General features: G+C 37.6%; 24 protein-coding genes, 1 tRNA gene and 1 pseudogene. 16 read left to right on the forward strand and 10 right to left on the reverse strand.

Annotation, left to right across the window (positions count from 1 at the left end; genetic code table 11):
- The 5 genes from QNI22_RS23190 to QNI22_RS23210 all read left to right on the forward strand — a co-directional run.
- Nucleotides 1-411, forward strand: a 411-nt coding sequence (locus QNI22_RS23190; RefSeq protein WP_336620946.1) for a transposase, incomplete at its 5' end; no start/stop codon positions are given.
- A 548-nt stretch (nucleotides 412-959) separates the two neighbouring features.
- The gene (locus QNI22_RS23195; protein ID WP_314514236.1) at nucleotides 960-1,349 is read left to right on the forward strand and encodes a hypothetical protein; all 390 of its coding nucleotides are present in this window, start codon (nucleotides 960-962) and stop codon (nucleotides 1,347-1,349) included.
- Nucleotides 1,350-1,351: 2 nt separating this feature from the next.
- Nucleotides 1,352-2,200 (forward strand): sterol desaturase family protein, encoded by an 849-nt coding sequence (locus tag QNI22_RS23200; RefSeq protein ID WP_314514237.1) that lies wholly within the window; start codon nucleotides 1,352-1,354, stop codon nucleotides 2,198-2,200.
- A gap of 78 nt (nucleotides 2,201-2,278) precedes the next feature.
- Nucleotides 2,279-2,500 carry a hypothetical protein gene (locus QNI22_RS23205; protein WP_314514238.1) on the forward strand — a complete coding sequence of 74 codons (222 nt, stop codon included), beginning with the start codon at nucleotides 2,279-2,281 and terminating at the stop codon, nucleotides 2,498-2,500.
- A gap of 108 nt (nucleotides 2,501-2,608) precedes the next feature.
- On the forward strand, nucleotides 2,609-3,823 hold the full coding sequence (locus QNI22_RS23210) for an SMI1/KNR4 family protein (protein WP_314514239.1): 1,215 nt from the start codon (nucleotides 2,609-2,611) through the stop codon (nucleotides 3,821-3,823).
- A 95-nt stretch (nucleotides 3,824-3,918) separates the two neighbouring features.
- Here the strand turns inward: QNI22_RS23210 and QNI22_RS23215 are convergent, their stop codons facing one another.
- The 3 genes from QNI22_RS23215 to QNI22_RS23225 all read right to left on the reverse strand — a co-directional run bounded on the left by QNI22_RS23215 (nucleotide 3,919) and on the right by QNI22_RS23225 (nucleotide 6,572).
- Complete coding sequence (locus QNI22_RS23215) at nucleotides 3,919-4,761, reverse strand: prephenate dehydrogenase (protein WP_313982739.1); 843 nt, start codon at nucleotides 4,759-4,761, stop codon at nucleotides 3,919-3,921.
- 115 nt (nucleotides 4,762-4,876) lie between these two features.
- Nucleotides 4,877-5,221 carry a hypothetical protein gene (locus QNI22_RS23220; protein ID WP_313997263.1) on the reverse strand — a complete coding sequence of 115 codons (345 nt, stop codon included), beginning with the start codon at nucleotides 5,219-5,221 and terminating at the stop codon, nucleotides 4,877-4,879.
- Nucleotides 5,222-5,351: 130 nt separating this feature from the next.
- Entirely contained in the window at nucleotides 5,352-6,572 is a 1,221-nt protein-coding gene (locus tag QNI22_RS23225) for a pyridoxal phosphate-dependent aminotransferase (protein WP_313997261.1), read from the reverse strand.
- 349 nt (nucleotides 6,573-6,921) lie between these two features.
- On the opposite strand from QNI22_RS23225, the gene QNI22_RS23230 reads away from it, so the two are divergent.
- Nucleotides 6,922-8,295 carry a UDP-N-acetylmuramate--L-alanine ligase gene (locus QNI22_RS23230; RefSeq protein ID WP_314514240.1) on the forward strand — a complete coding sequence of 458 codons (1,374 nt, stop codon included), beginning with the start codon at nucleotides 6,922-6,924 and terminating at the stop codon, nucleotides 8,293-8,295.
- Between the two features lie 123 nt (nucleotides 8,296-8,418).
- Entirely contained in the window at nucleotides 8,419-9,231 is an 813-nt protein-coding gene (locus QNI22_RS23235) for a 3'-5' exonuclease (RefSeq protein WP_314514671.1), read from the forward strand.
- Between the two features lie 48 nt (nucleotides 9,232-9,279).
- Here the strand turns inward: QNI22_RS23235 and QNI22_RS23240 are convergent, their stop codons facing one another.
- The 4 genes from QNI22_RS23240 to QNI22_RS23255 all read right to left on the reverse strand — a co-directional run bounded on the left by QNI22_RS23240 (nucleotide 9,280) and on the right by QNI22_RS23255 (nucleotide 13,517).
- Nucleotides 9,280-10,599 (reverse strand): TolC family protein, encoded by a 1,320-nt coding sequence (locus tag QNI22_RS23240; protein WP_314514241.1) that lies wholly within the window; start codon nucleotides 10,597-10,599, stop codon nucleotides 9,280-9,282.
- A 29-nt stretch (nucleotides 10,600-10,628) separates the two neighbouring features.
- Nucleotides 10,629-11,747: an ABC transporter permease gene (locus QNI22_RS23245; protein ID WP_314514242.1), complete on the reverse strand. Its 1,119-nt coding sequence runs from the start codon at nucleotides 11,745-11,747 to the stop codon at nucleotides 10,629-10,631.
- A gap of 82 nt (nucleotides 11,748-11,829) precedes the next feature.
- Nucleotides 11,830-12,798, reverse strand: a complete 969-nt coding sequence (locus QNI22_RS23250; RefSeq protein WP_314514244.1) for an HlyD family secretion protein — start codon at nucleotides 12,796-12,798, stop codon at nucleotides 11,830-11,832.
- Between the two features lie 14 nt (nucleotides 12,799-12,812).
- Entirely contained in the window at nucleotides 12,813-13,517 is a 705-nt protein-coding gene (locus tag QNI22_RS23255) for an ABC transporter ATP-binding protein (protein WP_313983113.1), read from the reverse strand.
- Nucleotides 13,518-13,776: 259 nt separating this feature from the next.
- Between QNI22_RS23255 and QNI22_RS23260 the strand changes: the two genes are divergently transcribed.
- From QNI22_RS23260 to QNI22_RS23270, 3 genes are all read left to right on the forward strand, one after another.
- A complete protein-coding gene (locus QNI22_RS23260) occupies nucleotides 13,777-14,448 on the forward strand; it encodes a MarR family winged helix-turn-helix transcriptional regulator (protein WP_314514245.1) in 672 nt (223 codons plus the stop codon).
- Nucleotides 14,449-14,634: 186 nt separating this feature from the next.
- Nucleotides 14,635-15,384: a hypothetical protein gene (locus QNI22_RS23265; RefSeq protein WP_313982727.1), complete on the forward strand. Its 750-nt coding sequence runs from the start codon at nucleotides 14,635-14,637 to the stop codon at nucleotides 15,382-15,384.
- Nucleotides 15,385-15,537: 153 nt separating this feature from the next.
- Nucleotides 15,538-15,609, forward strand: a tRNA-Arg gene (locus tag QNI22_RS23270).
- Nucleotides 15,610-15,901: 292 nt separating this feature from the next.
- Here QNI22_RS23270 and QNI22_RS23275 read toward each other — a convergent pair.
- Together QNI22_RS23275 and QNI22_RS23280 are read right to left on the reverse strand one after the other, a co-directional pair.
- Nucleotides 15,902-16,810, reverse strand: a complete 909-nt coding sequence (locus tag QNI22_RS23275) for a hypothetical protein (RefSeq protein WP_313982664.1) — start codon at nucleotides 16,808-16,810, stop codon at nucleotides 15,902-15,904.
- 4 nt (nucleotides 16,811-16,814) lie between these two features.
- Entirely contained in the window at nucleotides 16,815-18,857 is a 2,043-nt protein-coding gene (locus tag QNI22_RS23280; protein WP_313982662.1) for a Piwi domain-containing protein, read from the reverse strand.
- 146 nt (nucleotides 18,858-19,003) lie between these two features.
- Here QNI22_RS23280 and QNI22_RS23285 point away from each other — a divergent pair, with 146 nt between their 5' ends.
- The 3 genes from QNI22_RS23285 to QNI22_RS23295 all read left to right on the forward strand — a co-directional run bounded on the left by QNI22_RS23285 (nucleotide 19,004) and on the right by QNI22_RS23295 (nucleotide 22,089).
- Nucleotides 19,004-19,459, forward strand: coding sequence for an HNH endonuclease (locus QNI22_RS23285; RefSeq protein ID WP_314514247.1), 456 nt, complete (start codon nucleotides 19,004-19,006; stop codon nucleotides 19,457-19,459).
- A 70-nt stretch (nucleotides 19,460-19,529) separates the two neighbouring features.
- On the forward strand, nucleotides 19,530-20,177 hold the full coding sequence (locus QNI22_RS23290) for a hypothetical protein (RefSeq protein WP_313982658.1): 648 nt from the start codon (nucleotides 19,530-19,532) through the stop codon (nucleotides 20,175-20,177).
- A 58-nt stretch (nucleotides 20,178-20,235) separates the two neighbouring features.
- Nucleotides 20,236-22,089: an NACHT domain-containing protein gene (locus QNI22_RS23295; RefSeq protein WP_313982656.1), complete on the forward strand. Its 1,854-nt coding sequence runs from the start codon at nucleotides 20,236-20,238 to the stop codon at nucleotides 22,087-22,089.
- 115 nt (nucleotides 22,090-22,204) lie between these two features.
- Here QNI22_RS23295 and QNI22_RS23300 read toward each other — a convergent pair.
- Nucleotides 22,205-22,537 (reverse strand): annotated as a pseudogene (locus tag QNI22_RS23300) (IS66 family transposase); the annotation flags it as partial.
- A 566-nt stretch (nucleotides 22,538-23,103) separates the two neighbouring features.
- Between QNI22_RS23300 and QNI22_RS23305 the strand changes: the two are divergent.
- The 3 genes from QNI22_RS23305 to QNI22_RS23315 all read left to right on the forward strand — a co-directional run bounded on the left by QNI22_RS23305 (nucleotide 23,104) and on the right by QNI22_RS23315 (nucleotide 24,639).
- Nucleotides 23,104-23,679, forward strand: coding sequence for a Crp/Fnr family transcriptional regulator (locus tag QNI22_RS23305; protein ID WP_314514248.1), 576 nt, complete (start codon nucleotides 23,104-23,106; stop codon nucleotides 23,677-23,679).
- 64 nt (nucleotides 23,680-23,743) lie between these two features.
- Nucleotides 23,744-24,163 carry a DUF4267 domain-containing protein gene (locus QNI22_RS23310; protein WP_314514250.1) on the forward strand — a complete coding sequence of 140 codons (420 nt, stop codon included), beginning with the start codon at nucleotides 23,744-23,746 and terminating at the stop codon, nucleotides 24,161-24,163.
- Nucleotides 24,163-24,639, forward strand: coding sequence for a DUF2214 family protein (locus QNI22_RS23315; RefSeq protein ID WP_314514252.1), 477 nt, complete (start codon nucleotides 24,163-24,165; stop codon nucleotides 24,637-24,639). The genes QNI22_RS23310 and QNI22_RS23315 overlap by 1 nt, the downstream gene beginning before the upstream one ends.
- Nucleotides 24,640-24,809: the final 170 nt, after the last annotated feature.

The following is a 24,809-nucleotide window of genomic DNA, read 5'->3' on the forward strand; positions in this document are numbered from 1 at the left end:
TATCATATCCTGGCTATTTCTGACTGTATAGATGGAAATCATAATGATAGTTTTGAGTTAGTTGAAAACATGGATATTTTGCTACAAACTCTTAAAGAAGCAACGATTGATATACAGTACTCACACCGTAATGCAGATGCGGGATTTGATCTGGCAACATTTATTGAGCAGATTGAAACTACTCATAAAATGATCGCCAATATTCCCAGGAACAAACGCAATACCAAGAAAATAAAGCAACGCTATTTAGGAGAATACATTTATAGTTTTCGCAAGAAAATTGAGACCGTTTTTGCCTGGATGGACAGTTACAAACGAATTTTGATACGATTTGACTATAAATCTCTCCATTTCAAATCCTGGTTATATTTAGCCTCCACTTTAATCAATCTCAGATCTGTCTTCAACTAAACAAGTCCATTGGTTAAAATAAGTGCGAACCTAAATTATCAGAAATTTAATTAATATAGCCCATACTGAAAACTATACATATGTCAGCGTTATTCAAGTTAATTTTATTTATATCATTTTTTGACATTTGTTTCTTTGTTATAATGTTCATGTTTCAAACAAGCTAATATAAGAGATAACTCTAAGAGGCTCTTATGATTAGTTAATTAACTTTGATATTCTGTGGTTTAAAGCGAATATGCTATCAACTAATATTCTTCTATTTAGTACATATGTTTTTCGACCAACCAGATAGTATTACTATTTTACTCAAATACAGTATTTTTGCAAACAATTACAGGCTTCAGGCCCATTTTGCATGAAAGCCTAAAGTATTTTTACAATAAGAGATTTTATACTTTTTTTTAGAAAATTACAGTTTGTACAATAAAGGATCATTTTTGCTACTATTCATCATCTAAAAACTGATAATGAAATACTCCTACATACTAAAAGCACTAACTCTCTTAAGTTTCATTTCGCTTATCATTGTATTTCTGTTATATAGTATGGGAAAATTTGAACCAGATGTTGTCCAGCTTAGAACTGTAAACACATCATCTGATTCAATAAAAAAGAATTCCAGTCAGGAAATTGTAATGGACACTTCTTCTAAAGAATTGATTATGTCCTCATCAAAATCTATGGTTTTACCCCGCAAGTCAGCCAGACAGGTATATTCTGACTCTTTAAAAAAGGATACATCCATGTCTAAATCTGTTCTATCCAAACAAAAATCAGATTCTGCAGAACAAATTCAAAGACATTTGGAAGAAGTTCATAGACACTTTATGAGTAGTTCCAAAACAATCATACTATCACCTCCTTCTTCAAGGAAATCCATATCAGACTTATTCAAGCCGGACACAATAAAAAATAAGGATATAAAAAGAAAATAATCATGGCATTCCTTGATTTACTACTAACTACCGGTGCCAGTCTGATTTTCTTAAGTCTGGTCTTTATACCCATGGAAAAAGTTTTTCCGGCAAAACAGGGACAGAAGATCTTTCGGAAGGACTGGATTCTGGATATGTGTTTCTTTCTGGGACAGTATTTATTCTGGAATGGAATTGTATTGTGGGCTCTCAACAAATTTAATATCTGGCTTGCAGATTTTACTCCTACAGGTTTTAGAAAAACAATACAATTGCAACCGATCTGGTTACAGGCAGTAGAGGTAATTTTCTTTAGTGATTTATTTGTTTATTGGGGACATCGACTTCAGCACTCTATTGGTTTTCTATGGAGATTTCACAAAGTACACCATAGTTCTGAACACCTAGACTGGCTCGCCTCCCATAGAGAACATCCTCTTGATTCTATCTATACAATAGGCATTATCAACCTGCCTGCATTTATCATGGGTTTCGATCTGGATGTGCTGGCGGGGATTATAGCATTCAGAGGTATTTGGGCAATCTATATTCATTCCAATGTGCGATTACCTATTGGCCCACTCAAAATGCTCATTGGCTCTCCAGAACTTCATCACTGGCATCATTCTCTTGAGAAAGATGCAGGAAATTATGCCAATATTTCGCCTCTTATGGATCTTCTGTTTGGTACTTATATTTGTCCTGATCACGAACCTGAAAAATTAGGTATTCAGGAAGAGTTTCCTAAAAATTATATTGGTCAGTTAGGCAAACCTTTGCTCCCTGATTCTATTTGGCCAAAATCATCAGAAGAATCAGAAATCAATACGTATAACGCTGACTCACCAACTATCACAGAAATAACAAATTAGCAACAGTTAGTTAACCTCTTTAAACAAATAAGACAGTTAAAATGATACTAATCCGCAGATTCTTTTATTCTTCCTGCCATGCACACATTTTTCATTAATGCAGCTAACCTGATTATTAAAGAATCTGAGATATCCAGCCAATATTTATTAGCAAAGCCTTATGATGGTGGCTTAGAATCACTTTTATCAATAGAACTAGAAGATAATCTTGTTAAAACACGACTTCCAAAGGAAGGTTATGTCGCATTTCAAGGACAGGTAAACAACAAAAAGTCAAACTTAAAAAAAGCGAATGGATAGTGAATTGGTTGTACTGAAAGGGGGATCAGATAGTAAAGATCAAACCTGAGTAATCAGCTATATTCACTGCTCAAGCCTCTGGTAAATATTTTTAACTCTTACCAACCAATGAAAGAACTCCTGCAAGCCATCTCCAAGAAAGCTTTATTATCAAATAGTTTTGATTTTAGTGAAGAACAAATCCAATCCGAATGGCTTGGCTTCTCAGGTGCCTCAGACCAGGAAATAGAAGAAGCTGAAAGAAGACTGCAAATCAATCTACCTCAAGATTACAAAGATTTTCTAAAAATCAGCAATGGATTTTCTCAAACAACTTGTGTTAGCTGCACATTCCTCCCTACTGATAAAATTGACTACTTAAAAGTTCTTGACGATGACTTGATTGATATATGGAATGAACCCGAAGAGGTACATGAAGGACTCGCTGCAAGTATCCTCATTGGAGGTCTTCATGAAGAGCAATACTTTTTATTAATTCCTCCTCATAGTGCATCTGAATCATGGAGCTACTGGAAGTTTGCAAGCTGGATACCTGGTGAAGAAATATATGATTCGTTGAAAGACTTTTTTACTTCAGAATATTCTTTTCTGGAAGAACAAACCAAAGGGTTAGAAATACCTACTCCCAGGCCAATAGTTGATTACAGTTTACGAGATGCCGTGTTTGATCTTGACTGGAATCGTGTGTATTCTATTTCATTGGATGCGATTCTAGAAGATAAACACTATCCTTATAGTAAAGATAGCACAGATCTATTCGCACTTTTACTTATTGCTGCAGGTAGAGAAAACAGATTTTCTGAATTGACAGAATGGTTCCATACTATTCAAGAGAGTAGAAAGAACAATATCAGCTCCCACCTGTACAGCAAACGTTTACTCAAAGAATACGAAGAGGCTGCTACTAAACAACTTCTTTTTGCACCTGAATTTCACCGAGTTTTGTACTTTCAACAAACTATGCATTATAGAGTGGCAGATATCGAAAAATGGATAAGCCAGGGAAATAAAAACTTGCTAAAGGAAAAAAATAAAGCAGCTAAAATTGGTCATATCTTTCATTATCTGAATAGTTATGACAATATCAAAGAGATTTTAGAACTATATGAGTCTGCCCAATGTGAGCTGGATTGGAATGTTCACTTAAAAGCTGCTGTTGCATATGCTACCATACACCAGATTTCAGATGCTAAATATGCTGTTAAACAGTATTTTAAACAAGCTATAGATTACCGTCCATTAGAGCCGTTTCTGATTGAGCCATTACTACCCATTCTGGATAAAGAACTTTTGGATAGTGTGCAAGATAGAAAAGCAAACTAAACAGATAGATACACACTTTGTAAGTCAGATATTTTATTCAGCATCCATATTTTCCACAAAACATGGATGCTGAAATTATAGTATTGATTTAGATATCACTTCAAAATCCGGCGGATGTCGTTGGCGTGCTCCAGCTTTTTATGAAATGTATCGTAGCTTCCACTTAACATCAGACCTTTGAATGTGAGGAGAGTATTGATATATTCATCCAGCACATCAATAATATTCTCACGGTTTTGCCGGAATATTGGTATCCAGGTATCAGGGGAACTCTTTGCCAGACGTACAGTAGAATCAAAACCACCACTGGCCAGCTCAAAGATACGGGCTTCTTCTTTCTCTTTATCTAATACGGTTTGTGCTAAGGCAAATGAACAAATGTGTGAGATATGGGATATATACGCTGTATGTACATCGTGTGATACTGAATCCAGATACACAATCCGCATATTCATACCCTCTTCATATAATCGTTTGATGGTCTCTACGGCAGTTGGATCACTATCTTCTACATCGCAGAAAACAGAACATTTACCAGCAAATAACCCTCGTATAGCGGCTTCCGGGCCAGAGTACTCTGTTCCTGCCATTGGGTGAGTGGCTACATAATTTTTCCGCTTTGGATGGTTCTTCACACTGGCTACTACCAGCTTCTTGGTAGAACCTACTTCAATTACAATCTGGTTATCCACCTGATCCAACACTTGTGGCAGCAGCGTCAGCAATGAATCTACAGGAGTAGCCAGAATGACAATATCAGACTGCTTAATAGCGTCAGGCAATAAAAGCACTTTATCAACCAACTTTAACTCCAGAGCCTTGATTATATGTTCTGACTTGTTATCTACTCCAATAACAGTTTCGGCAAAACCACTTTCTTTAAGTGCCAGTGCAATCGAGCCTCCAATCAACCCGATCCCCACTACAGTTACTTTCATTGCGTATTCTTAGATTTTTAATGGACAATAATGCAAAGAAAGTAAATTTGATGGTTTGGGCGATAAAAAATTATAAGAAGTAAGTAGAAGTTTTTAACAGAGAATAAGCAGGTTATTACTCCCGGATCACTTTTGCAGCCCGTTGCAGTGTATAAGCCAGTTCCCGGATCTTATCTCCCTGGGCACCATCTTCAATAGAAGCAGCTTCCAGCGTGAGTTTACTTAACGTTTCCATACAATCTGCAATCTTGACAGCATCGCGTTCAGGGGCAGAAAGTAAGTCTTCCAGTTGCTCCAGCTGATTAGCTACTGGTATCAAGCCTTCTACAGAAAGTGTATTGATCCAATCTATTACATTCCGAATAGCTAAGGTTGCCGAAACGCCGGCATCTCTGTTAAGTATCTCTATGGTAGCATCCAGGTTGGTGCTGTAGTTTTTAGACTGTTTTACAGTAGCCATATAAACGAGGTTTGGTATATTATTACCTTATCTAAAAAAGCATGCCCTAGTACTATAAAAAAAATCCTTCTGCTGGAAACATTACTCCAACAGAAGGATCTGTAAAATATAAATCGAGATTTATCTTGGTCTATACTTTTTCTGTCATGGCTACACGTTCTACCACTTTTCCTATACGGGAGATTCCTTCGGTCAGTTGATCTACAGAAGGCAGGAATACTACACGAAAGTGATCAGATGTATGGTAATTGAAACCAGACCCCTGGACTACCAGTACTTTCTCTTCTTTGAGTACACTCATCACAAACTGTTTGTCACTCTCAATAGGACAGACAGATGTATCTATTTTCGCAAACAGATAAAAAGCACCTTTGGGAGTTACACAACTCAGTCCGGGAATCGCATTAATGGCCTGCACAGCAGCATCCCGCTGTTGATACAAACGCCCGGTTGGCAACACCAGATCATCAATATGCTGGTATCCTTCCAGAGCAGGTTTGATACAGTACTGTGCAGGAACACTACTACACACACGCATAGTGGCAAGTAGCATCAGACCTTCCATGTAATCCTGTGCCTCTTTGGTTTTGCCGCTCAGTACCAGCCAGCCCGCCCGGAACCCTGCGCCAAAGTAGTTTTTGGTCAGGCCACTCATTGTAAGGCACAACACATCATCGGCTAAGGATGCAATAGAGATATGTTTGGCATCATCATACAGAATCCGGTCATAGATCTCATCAGAGAATATGATCAGATTATGCTCTCTGGCTATTTGTAAAAGACCTTCCAGTGTCTCTCGTGTATATACAGCACCTGTTGGGTTATTGGGATTGATAATTACCAATCCTCTGGTTTTAGGCGTAATTTTCTTACGAATGTCTTCCAGATCAGGCATCCAGTCAGCCTGTTCATCACATATATAATGAACTGCATTTCCACCACACAAACGAACAGCTGATGTCCATAAAGGATAATCAGGCATTGGAAGCAGAATCTCATCGCCTCTTTCCAGTAATGCCTGTAAACTTAACATGATCAGATCACTGACACCATTTCCAATGAAAACAGTATCTTCCGTGATGCCTTGTATTCCTCTCTGTGTATAATGTTTCGCGACTGCCGCTCGGGCTTCCAGAATACCGTTTGAGGCCGCATAGCCTTGGGCTTTGGCCAGGTTATCGATAAGGGCCTGCTGAATGTGCGCCGGGGTATTGAAACCAAACGGTGCCGGATTGCCAATATGTAATTTAATAATGGAATGACCGGCTTTCTCTAGTGCGACAGCTTGCTCATAAATGGGTCCGCGAATCTCATAATTCACGCCATTGAGATTGGAACTTCGGCTAATCATTTAAGAAGAATAAAGAATACTAAATGGGTAACTATTACTTTTTAAGAAACTATTTTAGTATTGTTGATGACTGAAAATACTGTGCCCACAGGTATAGAGGAAATCAATTTCTTCTTATCCAAATGAAAAACAGGTAATTTCAGCTAGAAAAATTTTACAAATATAGGTATATAACCTGAAAAAGCGGCTATAACAATTTTTTTTTTCATTCGTACCAAGCTATGGTAAATCTGACAGACTTATCTATTTTTGCACCCTGTTTCAAAAATGAAATGCTGATCTGCTTTACTATCAGCCTGTATGTAAAAAAGACAGGCCAAATTTTGAAAGCTATTTAGAGACCAACTTCATGAAAGACAAATTACAGAATATACATTTTATATCTATTGGCGGGGCAGCTATGCACAATCTGGCCATAGCACTACATCTGAAAGGAATTACTGTAACAGGATCTGATGATGAAATCCTGGACCCATCCAGAAGTCGCCTGCAACGGCATGGGCTGTTGCCAGAGAAAGAAGGATGGTATCCTGAAAAGATTCATCCGGGTTTGGATGCTGTCATTCTGGGAATGCATGCTCGTGAAGACAATCCTGAATTGAAAAAAGCACAGGAACTTGGTTTGCCAGTGTATTCTTATCCGGAGTTCGTCTATGAGCATTCTGTAAACAAACAACGTATTGTTATTGTAGGGAGTCATGGAAAAACTACGATTACCTCTCTGATCCTGCATGTATTAAAACACCTGAAACGGAAGTTTGATTACCTGGTAGGGGCTCAGATAGAAGGATTTGAGACAATGGTCCAACTCACTGACGATGCGCCAATTATTATTATTGAAGGCGACGAATACTTTGCCTCTCCTATCCATCGCAAGCCCAAGTTCTTGTATTATCAGCACCATATTGGGCTCATGAGTGGCATTGCCTGGGATCATATCAATGTGTATCCGGATTTTGATGAATATGTGAAGCAATTCGAACTCTTTGCAGAATCCACACCTAAAGCAGGCTCATTGATTTTTGATAAAAATGATGATTTGGTTACTGTAATCTGTCGTAAAGAACGTGAAGATGTAGCACGTCAGGAATATGATACCCATCCACATCGCATCAAAGATGGTAAAACATATCTGCTTACATCTGACAATGAAGAAATTCCGGTAAGCATATTCGGTGAACACAATATGCGCAATATCAGTGGGGCTAAAACCGTGCTGGAACGGATCGGAATAGAAGAAGCTGAGTTCTATAGGGCTGTTTCCTCGTTTAAGGGAGCTGCCCGCAGACTGGAAATTGTAGGTAGTAATGCTACCACTACCTTCTTCCGGGACTTTGCCCATGCACCTTCCAAATTAGAAGCTACAACACAAGCGGTAAAAGCACAGTTTCCCAAACGTAAACTGGTTGCCTGTATGGAGCTTCATACATTCAGCAGTCTGAACAAAACTTTCCTGAAAGAATATAAGGATACATTCAATATGGCAGATGTTGCAGTTGCCTACTACAATCCGCATACAGTAGAACACAAACGACTGGAGCCTCTTAGTGAGAAAGATATCAAAATAGCATTTAACAGACCTGACCTTCAGGTATTTACGAATAGTGAGGCATTAAAAGAATTCTTACTGAAACAAAGCTGGCAAGATACAAATCTTTTAATGATGAGTTCCGGTAACTACAATGGTCTGGACATGAAAAACTTAAGCGAGCATATTCTTTAATTTTTTGCATAGAACCCTTACTGCCATACAAAGGTTCTGCCTAAAAACAACCTGCAAGATGTAAGCATGTACTTAATTCATCTTGCAGGTTCAAATCCAATCTGGTATCCTAAAAAAACGCACATGCATTCTCTAAAGCTAAAAAAACCAGTCGCCTTTTTTGATATAGAGTCCACAGGAACAAACGTTGTCAAAGACCGGATTGTAGAAATCAGTGTACTCAGAGCCCTGGTCAATGGCGAAACGAATATCAAAACATGGCGTATTAACCCAACCATTCCGATTCCTCCTGAGAGCAGTGTGTTTCATGGTATCTATGATGAAGACATCAAAGACAAGCCTACCTTTAAAGAAGTAGCCCATGATATATTCCGGTTCTTCGAAGGAGCGGATCTGGGAGGCTTTAATGTATTACGTCTGGACATTCCTCTTCTGGTTGAAGAATTTCTACGGGTGGATCTTGATTTTAATCTGGATAGCCGTAAAATCATTGATGCCCAGAAAATATTCCATCTGATGGAACCCCGCAGTTTGCCTGCTGCCTATAAATTCTATTGCCAGAAAGAACTTGAAAATGCACATAGTGCAGAAGCAGATACAGTGGCCACATTTGAAGTACTGTGTGCTCAGGTAGAACGCTATAGTGGAGTGGCAATCAAAGATGAAAATGGCAAAGACTATACGCCTGTACACAATGATATGCAGAAGCTGCATGAGATCACAGCCCATAAACTGGTAGATCTGGCAGGCCGCATGGTATTAAATGATAAGGGACAGGAGATCTTCAACTTTGGCAAACACAAAGACAGATTGGTCACAGAAGTGCTGGACAAAGAACCTGCGTTCTACGACTGGGTGATGAAAGGAGACTTTCCACTGGATACCAAGCGTAAACTAACTGAAATTAAACTGCGGAACAGCTTCCGCAGAAGATAACATACAGAACCTGTGTAGCAGACATATACCAGGTTTGCTACATAGGTATTATAACTCTCCGATTGCTTTTTTATACTTTAGCCGGGCAACCAAAAAATTATAGTAACTGGCCATCAGATTGTTTTGTGCTGTCGCTAGTGAGTACTCCGTATTTTTCAATTCTGCAGCCGTAATCTTACCTTCCCCGAACCGCAGGCTATCTGTTTGTACAACCTGTTGTGCCAGTTGGTAATTTTCCTGAGCCGTTTTCAGCTTTTCCCGAATGTTTAGTAACTCGACTTTGGCACTTTCCCACTCATAGTTCAGATCTGATTGTAACTTTGCCAATGTGTTCTGATTTTGTTCAGCCCGAAAACGATATTCTGTTTTGCTACGTTCTTTTTGCAATCCATCAAACAAGGTAGCATTGACCTTCAAACCTACATAACTGTATGGATACCAGGTATTGGCATCAAAGGGACCGAAATTGTTATTTAAATGTTGTGCGTTCCAGCTGGCAAAAACAGATACTGTAGGCCAGTAGGCTTTGTTTTGGCGTGTATAGTCAAGTTGATTCTGTTCCAGTTTTAGTTTTTCCTGTGTTATCTCTACACGTTGTTCCGAAGTACGCTGAATATTATTTACCTCAGGCAAACCCTGCAAAATGGTTTCCAGCGTTTCGGAAGCCTCAACACGGGCTTCCGGTTCCAGTCCCATCTGGTTAGCCAGGTATAGCTGACCAAGCTGCAGATTTTTACGGTCTTCTTCATAGGTAATACGTGCATTCTGCATGTCAAGCTGTAACCTATCCAAATCACTTTTCAGAATGGTACGATTCTCATATTTTACACGGCCCTCCTGATAATATTGTTCTGTACGCTTCAGGTTTTCGGAAGAAAAACGGACCTTTTCCTGCCCTAGCAATACATCATAGTAGGCCTGCAACACAGCCTGACGTACATCTACGACCGCTTTTTTGGTATTGGCCTTTTCCAGTTCTATACTCTTCTGTGCATACTTTATATCCGACCGATTGGCAGGATTAAATACATCATAGCTAGCATTGACTCCAGTTGTGATATTGTATTTAGTGCCTAATGGAATAATTGTTGGCGCATCAGGCCGTATGGTCCCTGCAGGCAATACACTACGTTGTAACTGCATATTATATCGGTAGTCCAGAGATGCGGTAACCTGTGGAGCTTTTCTGGCATTTATTTTGGCTATTTCATTTGTAGCTATACTTTCACTAATTGCCTGGTTACGTATATCTTTTCGGTTCTGCTCTGCAATAGTAAGAGCTTCAGTGGCGGATACTCTGCGTACCTCCTGTGCATTTCCTGCCAGCACACAAGCCATCCATATTCCTGTAAACACAATTTTTTTCATATCATGAATGATTAATCCAAACAACCTATTTATCTGAATACCTGAGCAGGTTCTACACTGGCCACCCGACGAATGGCAAACAAACTTCCTCCTAGTGAGATTAACAGGGTAAGAACAAAGAATATGATCTGTAACCACCAGGGATAACTAAAGATGGTTCCGGCATTGGCGATACCAACACGAAAACCCTGGATAAACAAATATCCGATTACAAATCCAGCCAGCCCGAATACCAGTGCCTGTGTCAGAATAAGACGACGGATATAACTATTGGTAGCTCCTATGGCTTTCAGAGTGCCATAATCCCGGATACGGTCTATAGCAGCCGAATACAGTGTCAACCCAATAATCACTAATCCGGCTATTAGCGCAAACAGGATAATTGTACCAAAAGAAATGGCAATGCCACTGGATTTGACAACTGTCAGAATGGTCTGATAGGTAAACTCCTTACTCTCCCATGCTCTTACTCCTGCAATACCGGAATTGATGCGGGCAGTAATTTCTTCTGGTTGGATTGAAGGGTTCCATTCAATCAGAAAAGCATTGGCTTTGTAAGGAGATACCTTTCCCAGATAACGGGCACGTTCCAGTGTGGTAAAGGCATATACCCCCCCAAATGATCGGACACCACGAGTTTGGCCAGCTACAAACACCTTCTTTCCATTGATCTCGAAGTAATCACCTAACGCCACGTCACCCAGTATCTTGCTATCAAAGAAATCTGTAAATATGGCTCCCTCCTGCAATAACAAGCCTTTTTGTCCAATAAATACATTCCAGGGGCCACCTGCAAATGCGGGTGCCTGAGAGCCAATCAAGGTAAGTGCAGCAGACTTTCCATTGGGAAACCTGGCACTTCCTCCTGTTATCACAAGTGGATAAGCTTTCTTTACCCCTTTGATAGATTCCAGTTCATGTCCCAACCGGGTATCAAGCAAAGACAATGAGTTTACGTTCGTAGTCTTACTGTCTACTACCCAGATGTAATCCGCATTATTCCGAACCAGTGCACTCATGGAATTGGTCAGGAAAATGAAGATCCCGATATTCTGGCCTATCAGAAAAATAGAAATGATAGTACCTGCCAATGCCCCAATAGACTTGGGTTTATCATACAAAATAAATTTTAATGCAATTTTGAGCATGGTTATGGCGTTTCGTGATACCTCATTGATTACCAGTCAGTGTCTTCACCTCCCGACATTCTTTTACCTATAATACCTGTAGTTATTTCATTTTGATCACACATTCTACCCGGCTTCCAATGAGAATACGAGAGTTAGAGTCCAGTCGGACACGGACCTCACGCACCCGCCTGTCTTCCAGATTCTCAGCTTTGTCAGCAAACAGCGACTTCTTTTTCAGGTAGGAAGAGGTAAAAAATACTTTCCCTTTTGCCAGAATTTCAGTCCCTCCCTGTGGACGAATAAAAGCGGACTGCCCAGCTTTCACTTTTGGGGCAAACAACTCGTCAATCTCCGTCACTGCCATCAATCCACCCTCTGGTGCAAAATCGCCTAACGACGTACCACTACTGACACTTTCTCCAACTTTCGTGTCAACAGACAGTACCATGCCACGGGCAGGAGCTTTGATAAACCGCTGATCAAGCAATGCCTGATTATAGGCCAGATCGGTCTGTAGTTCTGTTAATCTACGCTGTTGTTGCACCAGTGTAGCACGAGCAGCGTCTACATCTTTGCGAAGTTGTTCATATTGGGTCTTACTGTCATCAAGTGTCTGCTGAGTTTCTGCCCCTCCGTTAAAAAGCCGCTGGTCACGTTCGTAAGTGTTTCTGGCATTTGCCAGCTTTACTTCCTGAGAAGCCAATGTAGCCTGTGCGGAGGTAATAACAGCCTGCTGTGTCCCAAGTTTGCTTCTAGCCTGCTCCAGTTGCATCTGCTGCACCTGATGGTCTAATGCAATGATCCGATCACCTTTGTCAACCGATTGGTTGGCATCGGCATAAATCTCAGCCACAATACCACTCACCTCTACACTGAGTGGCAATATTTTACCAACAGGCTCAATGTTGGCAACCCCGATAATGGTATCTACTTCAGCTACCACCTGCTTTGTAGTTACAGCACGCGATTCGTTTTCTTCATCCTTTTTGCCTCCACAGGCTGTCAGACACATAACTGTAGTCAGCAACAGGAGAAGAATTTTAACTTTTTCCGGAAAAATCATTTTCATGAATAGTAGTTGTATCAATGGTTTTCAATGCGAAATTCTCCGTTCTGTTTTTGTAACTCATATGCCTGTCCGTTTTTCACCTCTACTACCCGATGGGCATATGACATCAGGCGGGGATCATGGGTTACCACCGCTACTGCTTTTCCTTCATCTGCCAATGTTCGTAGTTCCTTCATCACAACATCCAGTGAGTCTTTATCCAGAGCAGCCGTAGGTTCATCACATAGAATCAGCTTGGGATTGGTTACCAGAGCCCGTGCAATAGCTACCCGCTGTTGTTGCCCTCCGGATAGCTGTCGGGGCAGGTTTTTGCTTCGGTCTGTCATACCCACAATCTCCAATGCTTTTTGTGCTCTGGTTTTAGCTTCTTTGTCAGGTACGCCCTGTAAAACCAGTGGCATTAGAACATTTTCTTCGGCAGTCAACGGAGCTATAAGATTAAACTGCTGAAATACAAAGCCAATGGTCTGTAAACGCAGATTCGCCAGGTCGTCTTCCTTCATCCCCGTTATCTCTTTTCCATCTACCCATAAGCGTCCTTCTGTAGGATAAACCACACAGCCAATTAGTGACAACAAGGTAGTTTTGCCAGAACCGGAAGGACCAATAATCAGTAGCATTTCTCCGGTGTTCACTTCGAGAGAGGTTTTCTGCAATGCCACAATATGGTTGTCACCTATCTGATATACCTTGTTTACCTCTTCCAGCTTTACAATCATTGCTGTAGGTTTTGGCGGTTCTTTCATTTGGTAGTATGTTTGATAGTTAGCTTAGGGAATAAAGATTGTCGTCAACGTGATGAAACTTTATAGAATTGTTTTTTGCCACCAGCAATTTCATTCTGTTGATCAGAATTTTAAACAGGGTAAATACTAACTCAATAAAACAATATTTACAAAGTATTACTCTACATTTTACTATGTTATCATAACTTTTCCAGTTGAATTTTGTTTTTAAAAAGAATAAAAAAATATTTCGATGGCGTCCGGACAGAACAATCAGTTGGTAGAACTCATGAACAGGTATCATGCGTATGAGCAGGAAAACCCTGATTGCACCCTTGCAGACTTTTGTCGCTTTTACCTGGCTACAGAGCAAACTACGGTATCCCACGCTCCGGTACAGACGGGCACCCAACAAAGTACGGACATCATCAGTGCCTTAGGTCGTGTATTCGGACGGTTGACTGGATTTGTCTCTTTCTATTGGCGTAAAGCCATTGAGCATACAGAGATGAGTAGTATTGAAGATTTTGTTTATCTATCCTATGCCATTCTACTTGACCGCCCTACCAAAAGTGAATTGATTCATCATTGTATCTCCGAATTTCCGACAGGAATAGAAGTAATCAAACGGCTGGTCAGAAGAGGTTTGCTTACAGAATATCCGGACGAACACGATAAGCGCTCCAAACGGATTGAGATCACAGCCGAAGGACGAAAAGAACTACAGAGTCTGTATGGAAATATCTATCAGGTAAGTGAAATAGTGTTTCATCCTTTGTCTGAGACAGAGAAAGAAATGCTTTATCAATTATTGGTAAAGATGGAAAAGCTGCATACTACCCATTACGGCGAACGTAAGAAACAGGAAATCGGAGCCATTTATAATGGTTTGTCTGCTAATGAAACAAATACAAACAAACCATAGCCCCTTTGGAAAATTTATAGAAGTCTATACTGAAGAACAAATCCTTACATAACCCATTGTAAACGCAGATAATTAATCAATGAAACAAACTATAGATTCTTTGAATAGTTACAATACAACATTTCATTTTTTTGTATTTTGTAGAGTAACAAATTCTAACAAGGAATACTTCAACCAGATTCATATATGGCTCGTTATCATACCAATACAACTGCGATTCGCAAATACAGATCTGAGTACTATCGTCTCATGAAAGAAGAAGCTCGTCTGAATGAACAGCTTCACCATATGCTCAAACGAATCAAAAAGAATACAGAAGATGAGAAACAATCTCAGGCTAACCACATCCATTTAACAAATCTGCTGGCTCAGGCCACTCAGCAAAAAGCTGAACTGGAAGCACAACCTGCCTCTAAAGAAAGAAATAAACAGCTGAAGAAAGCGGAATCCGTATGGAAGGATCTAAATGTGCAATACAAACGTAATGACCTTCATTTAGCTGTGTTGGATAAGAAAAAAGACAAAGACAATGCGACTAAGTATATATTGAAGGAACTGAAGCGCGATCAGGTTCGTATTCGTATTAAAACAGCCTATGACATCTGGAAAAGACTGGAACAGGAAGAGCAGTATGAGTTTATGGATTTTGAGATGTTCAAGGCCCTACACTTCGTGAAGCAAGTGCAAGTCTCTCAAAAACAATCTGCTGCCCCAACCTGTGAAGCTGAACTCAGTCGTTCAGGCACTTCTGCAACACCTGCTTCACCAGCATTTGCAACCGTTGCCTCTACACCCAGATACAGCTATACCGTAAGCACATCACCGCGATTTGACTCCATAGGGATTTCTATACTCAATCGTTTCACAAACGCGGTATCTCTCTGCACCTCTTCCAGACAGTCCACCGTTGATCTGGTATCCGTGGCAGCAGTCTGATTATAGACCATACTACTTTCAGATTTCATTTCAATTTTCTCTAGATTCTACTAGAGACGGCTATACTTTGCCTTCCCAAAACGGCTCTAAGAAAAAATATACCTTGTTACTATTTACATATTACAAAACTTTTCCTAGTTTTGCGCTCCATTTGCTTCCGTAGTTCAATGGATAGAATGTCAGATTCCGGTTCTGATGATAGGGGTTCGACTCCCTTCGGGAGCACTTTAATTTTAATACAAAAGCCTTTTAGATTCAACTGAGAGGCTTTTTTTATTTCCTGCTAAACAAATTGTTTAGCAAACTTTTAAAAATGTTTAGCTTACTCTTGGCACTTGTTTTTAAATAATTTTAATCCTAGATATTATTCATTCTCTAGAATTGTAGGCTTAAAAGATCATCCAGTCATTCAACATATAAAAATGACAGGAAGAAACATTATTTATACATACTTAGACCCTCTTTTAGGATCTGGACTTTTATATCTCTCCCCAAAAATAAACATTGAGACCATAAATTAAACTTCTCTCTCTTCTAGTAACTTCCGCACAATTCTATAATCTAATTTATGAACCTTAAACCACCATTTAACAACTCTTAAACTGAGCTTTTCTAAAAATTCGTCAAGAGAAAATCTTTTCTTTAATACCTGATATAATCCAATTTCAAGAATATATATAGCTGCTGCCCATGCGGTGAATATAGATTCTAATCCTTTTTCATCCCACCATTTTATTATTAAGAAACAAAAAGGTAAGAATGATAAGGTTAGTATACCTACAAATCTATCAGCTTTACGGTTTACAGAAGATGTAAATAATGCTAACTCTTCTTTCAACAATCTGTTTTCTCTCTCAATTGCTGGATTAGAATGAAACTGAGATATCTTAGAATAAGATTGTCTTATGATGAATAATTCTATTGGATCTGAACAATCTTCCAATGCCTTAATTATTAACGCAAGCGCATCTTCAAACTGATTTTTCAGAAAAATATCATCAATTAAAGCGTCAATGGATGGAATAGAAGTAGTATTCTCATTTTTTAGAATAAATGAATTTCCAAAAAGATGGTTAATAATAAACTTATCTTTTAGTCCATGTTTCTGAAAATAATCTCTCACATGGCTATCTACTATCCTTCTATCATAAATAGCAAATGCACAAAGACTTATTAGATTGTATGAAAAATGAGAACCTGCTACAGGTCTCGCATTCTTGTTTCTCTCAACAATAGCATCTAAATCCTGATTTTGTATTTTTGTAAATGCAGCCAGGCATACTTTATCTATTGGGCCTAAATCACTGAAATTTGCTGAAATTTCTCCTTTTGTCAGGTACAAATAAAAGAAACGCTCTTTATCACTAACTTCATTTAAGAGATGTTCTTCCTTTCTCTTTATATCTTCTAATAGAATTGAACTCATATTATTAAATAAACCAAAGCTGATCCTTAATCCTATTCAACATCTGACTATCCCAGTTGGGAACTTGCATGAGTTCATGGGTTAACTTCGACATCAGGTTAGGATATTTTATAGTTACCGGTACATTAGCTGCCCTATAATTTCGATAACAGAGATGAGTAAAGTGTAGCACTTGTTTGGCTATATCATAGATATCTTTAAATTGGGAACGCTTATCTAATCTTGCAAGGACAGGGATCTTAGTTTTGTTCCCAAAGTGCATAATGGCTTGCTGCGTGGATATCTGGACAAATGTTCCTCTTTTTACTTCCGCTGCCCCTTCATTAGCATAGATCCTGAAATTATGAGTATAGCTCAAATGGACTATTGCAAATTGAATCTGATAATCTCTAAATTGACTTAGTGCATAATCAATAGCCGTTAATTCAGTTTCTTTTCCTGCTTCTTTGCTTAAATGAAATATCAATCTTAGCCTATCTCGCTTACCAATATTTTTAATTTCAATCACATTCCTAATAACCTGAACCAAATAAGTTTTCAGATTCTCAACATATGTTTCTTGTGTGCTTAAGTGGCTACAATCTCCAACCAGATAATTCCCATTGTAGTCGAAAATATTTGCAAACCCAATTATTCTATTCTTATTAAGATCGATTGTTGAACTGATACCTATAATTATTTCAATTCTTTCTTTCTGAGTTTGTTCAATTGCCCAAGCAACACCCCCTAATTTACTATAAATATTCAGAGCAATATTCTCCATTGAAATTGTTTCCTGTTTTCTTAAAGTTTCAATGGTTAACTTTTGTGTAGGTATTTTTCTATTTAATAGTTTTGCTTTTGAAGAATAATATGGTGAGTCAGGAATTGTATATTTATTTTTATCTTCTTCATTTACAATAACAATGGCTAAACTATACTGTTTATCAGATAGTTTATTATTGATAACATCAATATAACTTTGACTAGCAAATTCAGTTGGAATAATCTCACATTTGATTTTATATAAATGGAAGGTAGTACGTAAAATATCTTCTAGCTTCTTAATAAATTCTCCTGTAGTACCTTCATATGTATTCTTTGTTAATACAAGAATATTCAAATCTTCATTATTATTGAACTTTTCAAATGAATAAGGCTTTTGCTTTTTGACTTCCTCCTGAAAAAATCTTCCTTCTCCTCTCCTATCTTGATAATAATAATATCGTGGTTTATAAATATCTGAGCTGCTAAAATTGGAGTTATTGAGATGGTATAAGGCAAACTCCTTTATTAGGAGACCATCTGGTAAGAATAATTTGTCTTTAAATGGTTTTTTATTCTTTTTTTTATCTTCATCAGAAATTGTATTTAAACTCTTATGAAATGATATCAACTTTGCATAAGCCCATACATCTGTATTAACCTCCTTTGCATGTTTATTGAATGCTGACTGTTGATTTGTACCTTCAATAAACTTTAATACATTGGGTAAAGATGGGGCTACTTCTCCTTCAGTATTTCTCATCCAATCTCTTGTATCAACATTAAGGCTTTTTATCTCGGATTCTGAGATAGTAAATCTAAACTTATGGGAATATCTAATTGATAAGCCAAGAATAAGTTTACTAGTTTTTACAGAGTATAAAGGATGGAAACTAAAGTTTAGAGTTGGAACAACTTGAAGCCCATTAAAATCAATGTATCCCGATAATTCTAACTCCCATGTTGATGAATTCTTTTTAGGGCGTATCGCTCTGCCATTCTTTCTGATAATATACACAAAAGCCTCTTCAACTATTTTATTATAGACTAATGTATGATTCTTTCTATTAATTATCGTTGGTTCAAATTCATCTGGCAGTGTCAGTTCAGGATCTTCCACTAATGCCCATGCATAAATCAAATTTGAATTTCTATAGAAGCTATACTGTGTAAATGACTCCCGATATTCATCGATTACATTCTCGACAAACTCAGTTACATAAATTTGAACTGTATCTTTACTAAAATGCACCTCAAGCATATTCAATGTCAATGCTTGACTTCCACTATAATAACTTGACATATCCTAAATAGATTTAACAAATATAAATATACAATGTATTTATATAATTTATACTGAAATAAGAAATAAATCTTTTCAGTAACTATATAAAAGTGAGAAAAAGTCATTTTCCATTTCAGATATATAGTGTAAAAGACTTATATATTATGAAAGAGGTATGGAAAACTATAATGCAGCATCAAAGCTATGAGGTGTCAAATCGGGGAAACGTAAGAAGAAAAGGAAGTACCAAACACAGAACAAAAGTAAAAATCAATTCGGGCTACCTGACAGTTTCGATATACAACAAAAATACAAAAAAAAGTGACTGCCATTTGATTCATCTACTTGTTCTAGAAAGCTTTACAAAACGTCCAGTTGGAAATTTTCATTGTGATCATATCAACCATGATCCAACCAACAATAAAATATCCAATCTGCGTTGGATGGAATATAAAGACAATATAAGGAATAGATCTACTACTAAACTCAATAAAGAGACTGTTAATGTTATACTTCACCGTTATGAGAATGAAAATATTACTCAGAAAGAACTAGCAAAAGAATATTCCATTACCCAAGCGATGATCTCATACATTCTAAATAATAAAATGTGGCTTTAATACTATAAAAAATACCTCATTTGAGGTATTGACAATAAAATACATTTTTCTCTTTTTGGGAGAAAAACATATGGATTTAAAATTTACGCTCAGAGATATTCTCGTTTACGTTTTTACAGGCTTATCATTCTTCATTTTTGTCCTGCCAATTGAGTTTGAGACTATAAATTGTTTTATTCTAGAACATTCTTCCTTTTTTTCGGGAAATGAATTTCTTACCTCTGGTTTGGCTATTGGCGGTTGTTACATATTAGGATATTTAATGCAAAGTATTGATGTCATGAAATATTACTTTTGCAGAAAAAGACTAGGTGAAAAAGCCAATAAGAATCTTTCGTTAAATAAAATATTGTGGGCAGATAGAATTTCAGGTCTTTTATATATTGAAACTATTGAAGTTAAAGATTATAAAGATACAACTTACCAAAAACATAGAGAGGACTTTTGGGAGAGAGTAACGAAAATACAGGTAGCAGAAAAGTATAGTCAGATTGATTATTGGTATGTATTAAAGGATTTTACCAATGGCCTCGAAACAGTCTCACTTATTATGTTTTTCTGGTCAATAAGGATATGGTCAGAATCTGTAACGAAATGCATCTGTTTAATGGGAATGTACGCTTTGATTTATATAGCCTTCTATATTAAATCCAGTGTGCTTTCAGAACAGTTTATCTCAGCGGTAAGGGTTACTGATAAGCTTTTATCTAATAAATAGTTAGCACTCAAATATCATTCGTTTATAGTGTATGACTTAACTTAGAAAAGGAAATAGTATGCCATTAATATCAGTAATTTCATCCCTCATTGGGCAAAAAGCATTAGAATACTTTGTTGAGAAATCTCTAGACTCTGGAAGAAAGTTTATAAATGATAGAAAAGAAACTCACTCTTTAAGTTATAATGAAAATAATCTAACCAAAATATTTAATAACCATTATGTTGAAGTTACGAATTGGGCAGCAGATATTCCCTTTATTGGCCTAAGTCAAAACAAGCAGGTGAATGATTCAACAATTCAACTAAGTATTTCCACAAGGATTTCTAAGTTTGGGAAGGACAAAAATGAAAAATTCTTAAATGAGCTTGAATTAATTAATAGTAGAAACAATACTCTCTTACTTGGAAAACCTGGGTCTGGAAAAACTACGACAATTAAAAGGCTCATCAATAAGTTTTTTTCGGATGCAAGTGATAAAGTTGAATTCACCAATCCAGTATTAATTAGATTAAGAGAGCTAGACAGTTCAAGTAGTATCTACTTTGCGATCTTAGATATATTTGGTTTTTCATATGAAAGTAGAATTATTAGAACAGAGAAAACAAAGATAAATGCTGATGGAACAGAAGATAAGTATCCAACATCAATCAAGAAATATTATATTAAAGACTCTGACCTTTTAATTGAGCCATTTGTAGCCGACTTCCTAAATGATACTAAGTCAATATTATTCCTTGATGGTTTTGACGAGCTATTACCTACAGCTCAAAAAAAGATATTAGGTGATATTACTCAATTGGGGTTGAAGTTAAATAATGCAAAAATAATTCTCACGTCAAGAACTTCTACCTTAAATAATAAGATATTAGATGGGTTTGACACCTATGAGATTCATCCAATTACAATAGATGATGTAAGTATAATTGCAGAAAAATGGTTAGGGGAACATCACCAAAGGTTTGTAACAGAATTATTAAAGAAGCCATACCATGAATTGGCAAATAGGCCTATATTTCTAACTCTATTACTAATTCTCTTTGAGAAACAGGAAGTTCTACCAATTAGCCCTTATGAAGTTTATAGAGAAGCCGTATACCTTATAATTAGGGATTGGGATGAGCATAGAAGTATAAATAGAGTTTCTAAATACTCAGGATTTAATGTAAGGAAAAAGTTAGACTTTTTACAAGAGTTCGCATTCTATATAACTTACCAAATAAAAGCTAATGTCTTTTCTACAAACAAGTTATCTGAAATTTATAAATTAATTCATGAAAGATATGATTTGCCACTAGATGAAATGGCAGATGTAATTTCAGAAATAGAATCCCACAATGGATTGATAGCAGAGATAGGATACAGGACATTTGAATTTAGCCATTTGACATTGCAAGAATATTTGTGCGCAGAATATATAGTTACTTTACCCTATTCTCAAAATATCATTGAGTATTTCTTTGCGAGGCCAGACCCTCTTGCTATTGCCGTATGCCTTAGTAGAGATTCTGGGCTTTGGTTAGCTACTATGCTACTCCATGAAAGTCTGAATATAAAGGCTTTTATTAAAGATGATTATTCAAATGCATTGAATAAATTTTTAACTAGACTCATTGATGAGTATCCTTTATTTAATAAGTCATTTGAACTAGGATGTGCTATGATTTATCTTATTCATTATTACAATAAAGATAACGCCATCTTTGAAGTAATTATTAAACTTCTAGGCCTTCCAAATGTATCAGAATCTTTATCTATGACTCTTCCTAAATATAATATTAATGAGGATGAGATTGGAAAACGATGTAAAATGAGACGAACACAACCTATACCAGTAACAGCATTCATAACTCCTTTGTTGGACGTAGAAATAACATTAGAAAAGTGGAATATTGTTAAGAGTATACTATAATGATTTAATAGTTAGGAAGAATCATAATTATTCAAATATTACGGGGATTGTTTTTGATTCAGTCAAAAACAATCCCTGATACATCATCAGGCAGGGTAGGTATGCGCCCGACGAACTACATATTGATAGTTTGGATAATTTGTTTATAGTTTTGGGGAAATAGATCGGTGAGGTTTTTGTGATTAATCGAAGAGATATTTTCCAGCGTATACTTCAACCATACAAAAGGATTGACATTCTTTTTCTTACAAATAGCAAAGAAGGAATAAATCATTGCAGCCCGTTGAACCGCTTGATGACTACCCGTAAACAGGTAATTCTTTCTTCCTAAAGCGATGGGTCGGATCGCGTTTTCGACCAGATTATTGTCTATCTGTAATGATCCATCGTACAAATAGGCACTCAACGCATCCCAACGAGCATACGCATACGCCATCGCCTTAAACGTATTTTTGTCTCGGATAGAAATGACATCTACACCATATTTTCCATTTCTATAGTATTCTTCCTGTATAGATTTCTCAAAATATTTATTTTCAGAGCAGGAGAGCAACAGTACTATTCCTAAATAGATGAGTCCTCTGCCAATAAAATTCTTGATGTCCACATTCATGTAACTTTTGTATCCATCCGATTCCTGTATACAACAGGAAAGGTTTTAAAATTCACCTAACTAGCAAATACGGGTAAGCATCCGAACTACCCATCTTTCCTTAAAACCCGCAAAGTATTACATTTAATCTATCCAGCAAAGACGCTGTGAATCAGACGCATACCCTTGTTACACTACAATTCCGTTACAGCAACCCAATCATTATGTATTCCACTGACATATCCCACACTTGCCTGCATCCAGACGACATCAAACTAATAGCTGAGGAAGTAGTCAAGCTACTGAATCCGTTCTACTCAGATCACCTTTGTTTACAAATAACGAGGTATTATATTTAGGCTAATTAACAACAACGGTCCGGATCGGACAGTTACAATGCAATCGCTTGATTAGGGTTGACTATGGAGCTTCTTCTTAAAACCATTCAGCAGTATATTCCTCTTTCTTTAGAGGATGAAGCCATCATTAGTACTTTATTTCGCAAGCAAAAATTGAGAAAGGGTGAGCATTTGCTAGAGGCAGGTCATGTTTGCAAAAACATATTTTTTATTGACCAGGGCCTTGTTCGGTATTATGCCAGTATCGACGGAGAAGAAAAAACCGTCTATTTTAACAAAGAGGGCGAATTTGTTTGTGATTACGCCAGTTTTCTTCCCCAGCAGCCATCCCTGACTAACATTCAAGCCCTGGAAGCCTCTACCATTTATACCATCAGCCATGCCAATATGGAAGTGTTTTATGCACAAGTAAAACAGGGTGAACGCTTTGGGCGGTTGGCCATTGGAGAGGTTTATGTGGATGCCATCAAGCAGATAAGCTCACTCTATAACGACCCACCCGAACTTCGCTACCAGACTTTTTTTGAAAGGTTTCCGGATATAGCCCAGCGCATCCCACAATATTACATTGCTTCCTATGTTGGAATAAAGCCCCAGTCACTGAGCCGCATCAGAAAAAGATTGGCCGGAACGAATTAATTAACCTGGGTGAATGACTGCCTGTTTTTTGTTAGTGAGATTTGTATTATAAATCGATCATAACATGAAAACAGAAAATGTAATGACCCAATGGGGCTTGCGATCCCTATCCTATTGGATGACCCTTTTCATCGCACTGGGAATTCTATTCATCGGCCTCAGGTTTATTCTACTTCCTCGGGTCAGTGTCGAAGACTTCGGTATACAGGTATGCAGCCAGTCAGACCTTGCTTTTGGCAGGATAAAGGGAATCCGCGATATGTATTCAGGATTAGCCCTTTTAGCCTTGTTGCTAGGCCGGATGAAAAAAGCAACTGCTTATGTTTTTACAGCAGCAATCATCATCCCTTGTATGGACTGTCTGCAGATCTATCTAAATAACGGATTGGACCTGCCACGTATGTTGGTCCATGGCCTTACAGCCGTTTACATGATCATCACCAGTTTTTTATTGTTCAGTGACACTAACAAAGCAACTTCCTGATGGATACACTACTGATAAGACAATTGCTTGTGGTTATGCATCTTTCCGGCCTTGTGCTAATGGCCGGTACTACGGTAACAGAATTTGTCGTTTTCCGCACTTTTATAAGTTTGTTTAAGACAAAGGGAGTAGCATCAGCAAGCTTTTTAAAACTCATGTCCGGCCTTGAAAAAATTTTACTAGCAGGTGGAGTACTATTGGTACTTTCCGGGAGTGGTCTGATGGCGATAACGGAAGGCGTTTTTTTGCACCAGACATGGCTTAAGTTAAAACTGATGCTTATCTTGCTACTTCCGCTAAATGGAATGCTGGTCGGAAGTCCGCAGATGAAAAAGTTAAGAAATAGCCTATCTGATCAGGATAGTGAGGTAAATTTAACAATCAAATCCATTGTAACTAAACTAAACATATTTCATACAATTCACTTGTTTGTGTTTTTACTAATTATCGTACTGGCAGTTTTTAAATTTAATTAGGCTGAGGAAAACAAAAAACCTACAGCTTCCACTCTCATCCAGAGGATTATATCTGTCTGACAGGCACCAGAGGCAAGTTTTCCAGGAAGGTAATAGAGCAGCGGATACAGATGCAACATGTTCCCTCTGCTATTGAATTAATGCAGGGTATGTTGAAACCAAAGGGTAAG

The sequence above is a fragment of the Xanthocytophaga agilis genome (assembly GCF_030068605.1).
GTDB lineage: Bacteria > Bacteroidota > Bacteroidia > Cytophagales > 172606-1 > Xanthocytophaga > Xanthocytophaga agilis.

Coding starts and splice junctions, on each gene's coding strand:
- QNI22_RS23295 (WP_313982656.1), top strand. CDS start 20,236: ATGCCATTAATATCAGTAATTTCATCCCTCATTGGGCAAAAAGCATTA.
- QNI22_RS23265 (WP_313982727.1), top strand. CDS start 14,635: ATGGCTCGTTATCATACCAATACAACTGCGATTCGCAAATACAGATCT.
- QNI22_RS23215 (WP_313982739.1), bottom strand. CDS start 4,761: ATGAAAGTAACTGTAGTGGGGATCGGGTTGATTGGAGGCTCGATTGCA.
- QNI22_RS23235 (WP_314514671.1), top strand. CDS start 8,419: ATGCATTCTCTAAAGCTAAAAAAACCAGTCGCCTTTTTTGATATAGAG.
- QNI22_RS23230 (WP_314514240.1), top strand. CDS start 6,922: ATGAAAGACAAATTACAGAATATACATTTTATATCTATTGGCGGGGCA.
- QNI22_RS23255 (WP_313983113.1), bottom strand. CDS start 13,517: ATGATTGTAAAGCTGGAAGAGGTAAACAAGGTATATCAGATAGGTGAC.
- QNI22_RS23240 (WP_314514241.1), bottom strand. CDS start 10,599: ATGAAAAAAATTGTGTTTACAGGAATATGGATGGCTTGTGTGCTGGCA.
- QNI22_RS23305 (WP_314514248.1), top strand. CDS start 23,104: ATGGAGCTTCTTCTTAAAACCATTCAGCAGTATATTCCTCTTTCTTTA.
- QNI22_RS23260 (WP_314514245.1), top strand. CDS start 13,777: ATGGCGTCCGGACAGAACAATCAGTTGGTAGAACTCATGAACAGGTAT.
- QNI22_RS23285 (WP_314514247.1), top strand. CDS start 19,004: ATGAAAGAGGTATGGAAAACTATAATGCAGCATCAAAGCTATGAGGTG.
- QNI22_RS23205 (WP_314514238.1), top strand. CDS start 2,279: ATGCACACATTTTTCATTAATGCAGCTAACCTGATTATTAAAGAATCT.
- QNI22_RS23250 (WP_314514244.1), bottom strand. CDS start 12,798: ATGAAAATGATTTTTCCGGAAAAAGTTAAAATTCTTCTCCTGTTGCTG.
- QNI22_RS23310 (WP_314514250.1), top strand. CDS start 23,744: ATGAAAACAGAAAATGTAATGACCCAATGGGGCTTGCGATCCCTATCC.
- QNI22_RS23195 (WP_314514236.1), top strand. CDS start 960: ATGGGAAAATTTGAACCAGATGTTGTCCAGCTTAGAACTGTAAACACA.
- QNI22_RS23280 (WP_313982662.1), bottom strand. CDS start 18,857: ATGTCAAGTTATTATAGTGGAAGTCAAGCATTGACATTGAATATGCTT.
- QNI22_RS23200 (WP_314514237.1), top strand. CDS start 1,352: ATGGCATTCCTTGATTTACTACTAACTACCGGTGCCAGTCTGATTTTC.
- QNI22_RS23245 (WP_314514242.1), bottom strand. CDS start 11,747: ATGCTCAAAATTGCATTAAAATTTATTTTGTATGATAAACCCAAGTCT.
- QNI22_RS23220 (WP_313997263.1), bottom strand. CDS start 5,221: ATGGCTACTGTAAAACAGTCTAAAAACTACAGCACCAACCTGGATGCT.
- QNI22_RS23210 (WP_314514239.1), top strand. CDS start 2,609: ATGAAAGAACTCCTGCAAGCCATCTCCAAGAAAGCTTTATTATCAAAT.
- QNI22_RS23315 (WP_314514252.1), top strand. CDS start 24,163: ATGGATACACTACTGATAAGACAATTGCTTGTGGTTATGCATCTTTCC.
- QNI22_RS23225 (WP_313997261.1), bottom strand. CDS start 6,572: ATGATTAGCCGAAGTTCCAATCTCAATGGCGTGAATTATGAGATTCGC.
- QNI22_RS23290 (WP_313982658.1), top strand. CDS start 19,530: ATGGATTTAAAATTTACGCTCAGAGATATTCTCGTTTACGTTTTTACA.
- QNI22_RS23275 (WP_313982664.1), bottom strand. CDS start 16,810: ATGAGTTCAATTCTATTAGAAGATATAAAGAGAAAGGAAGAACATCTC.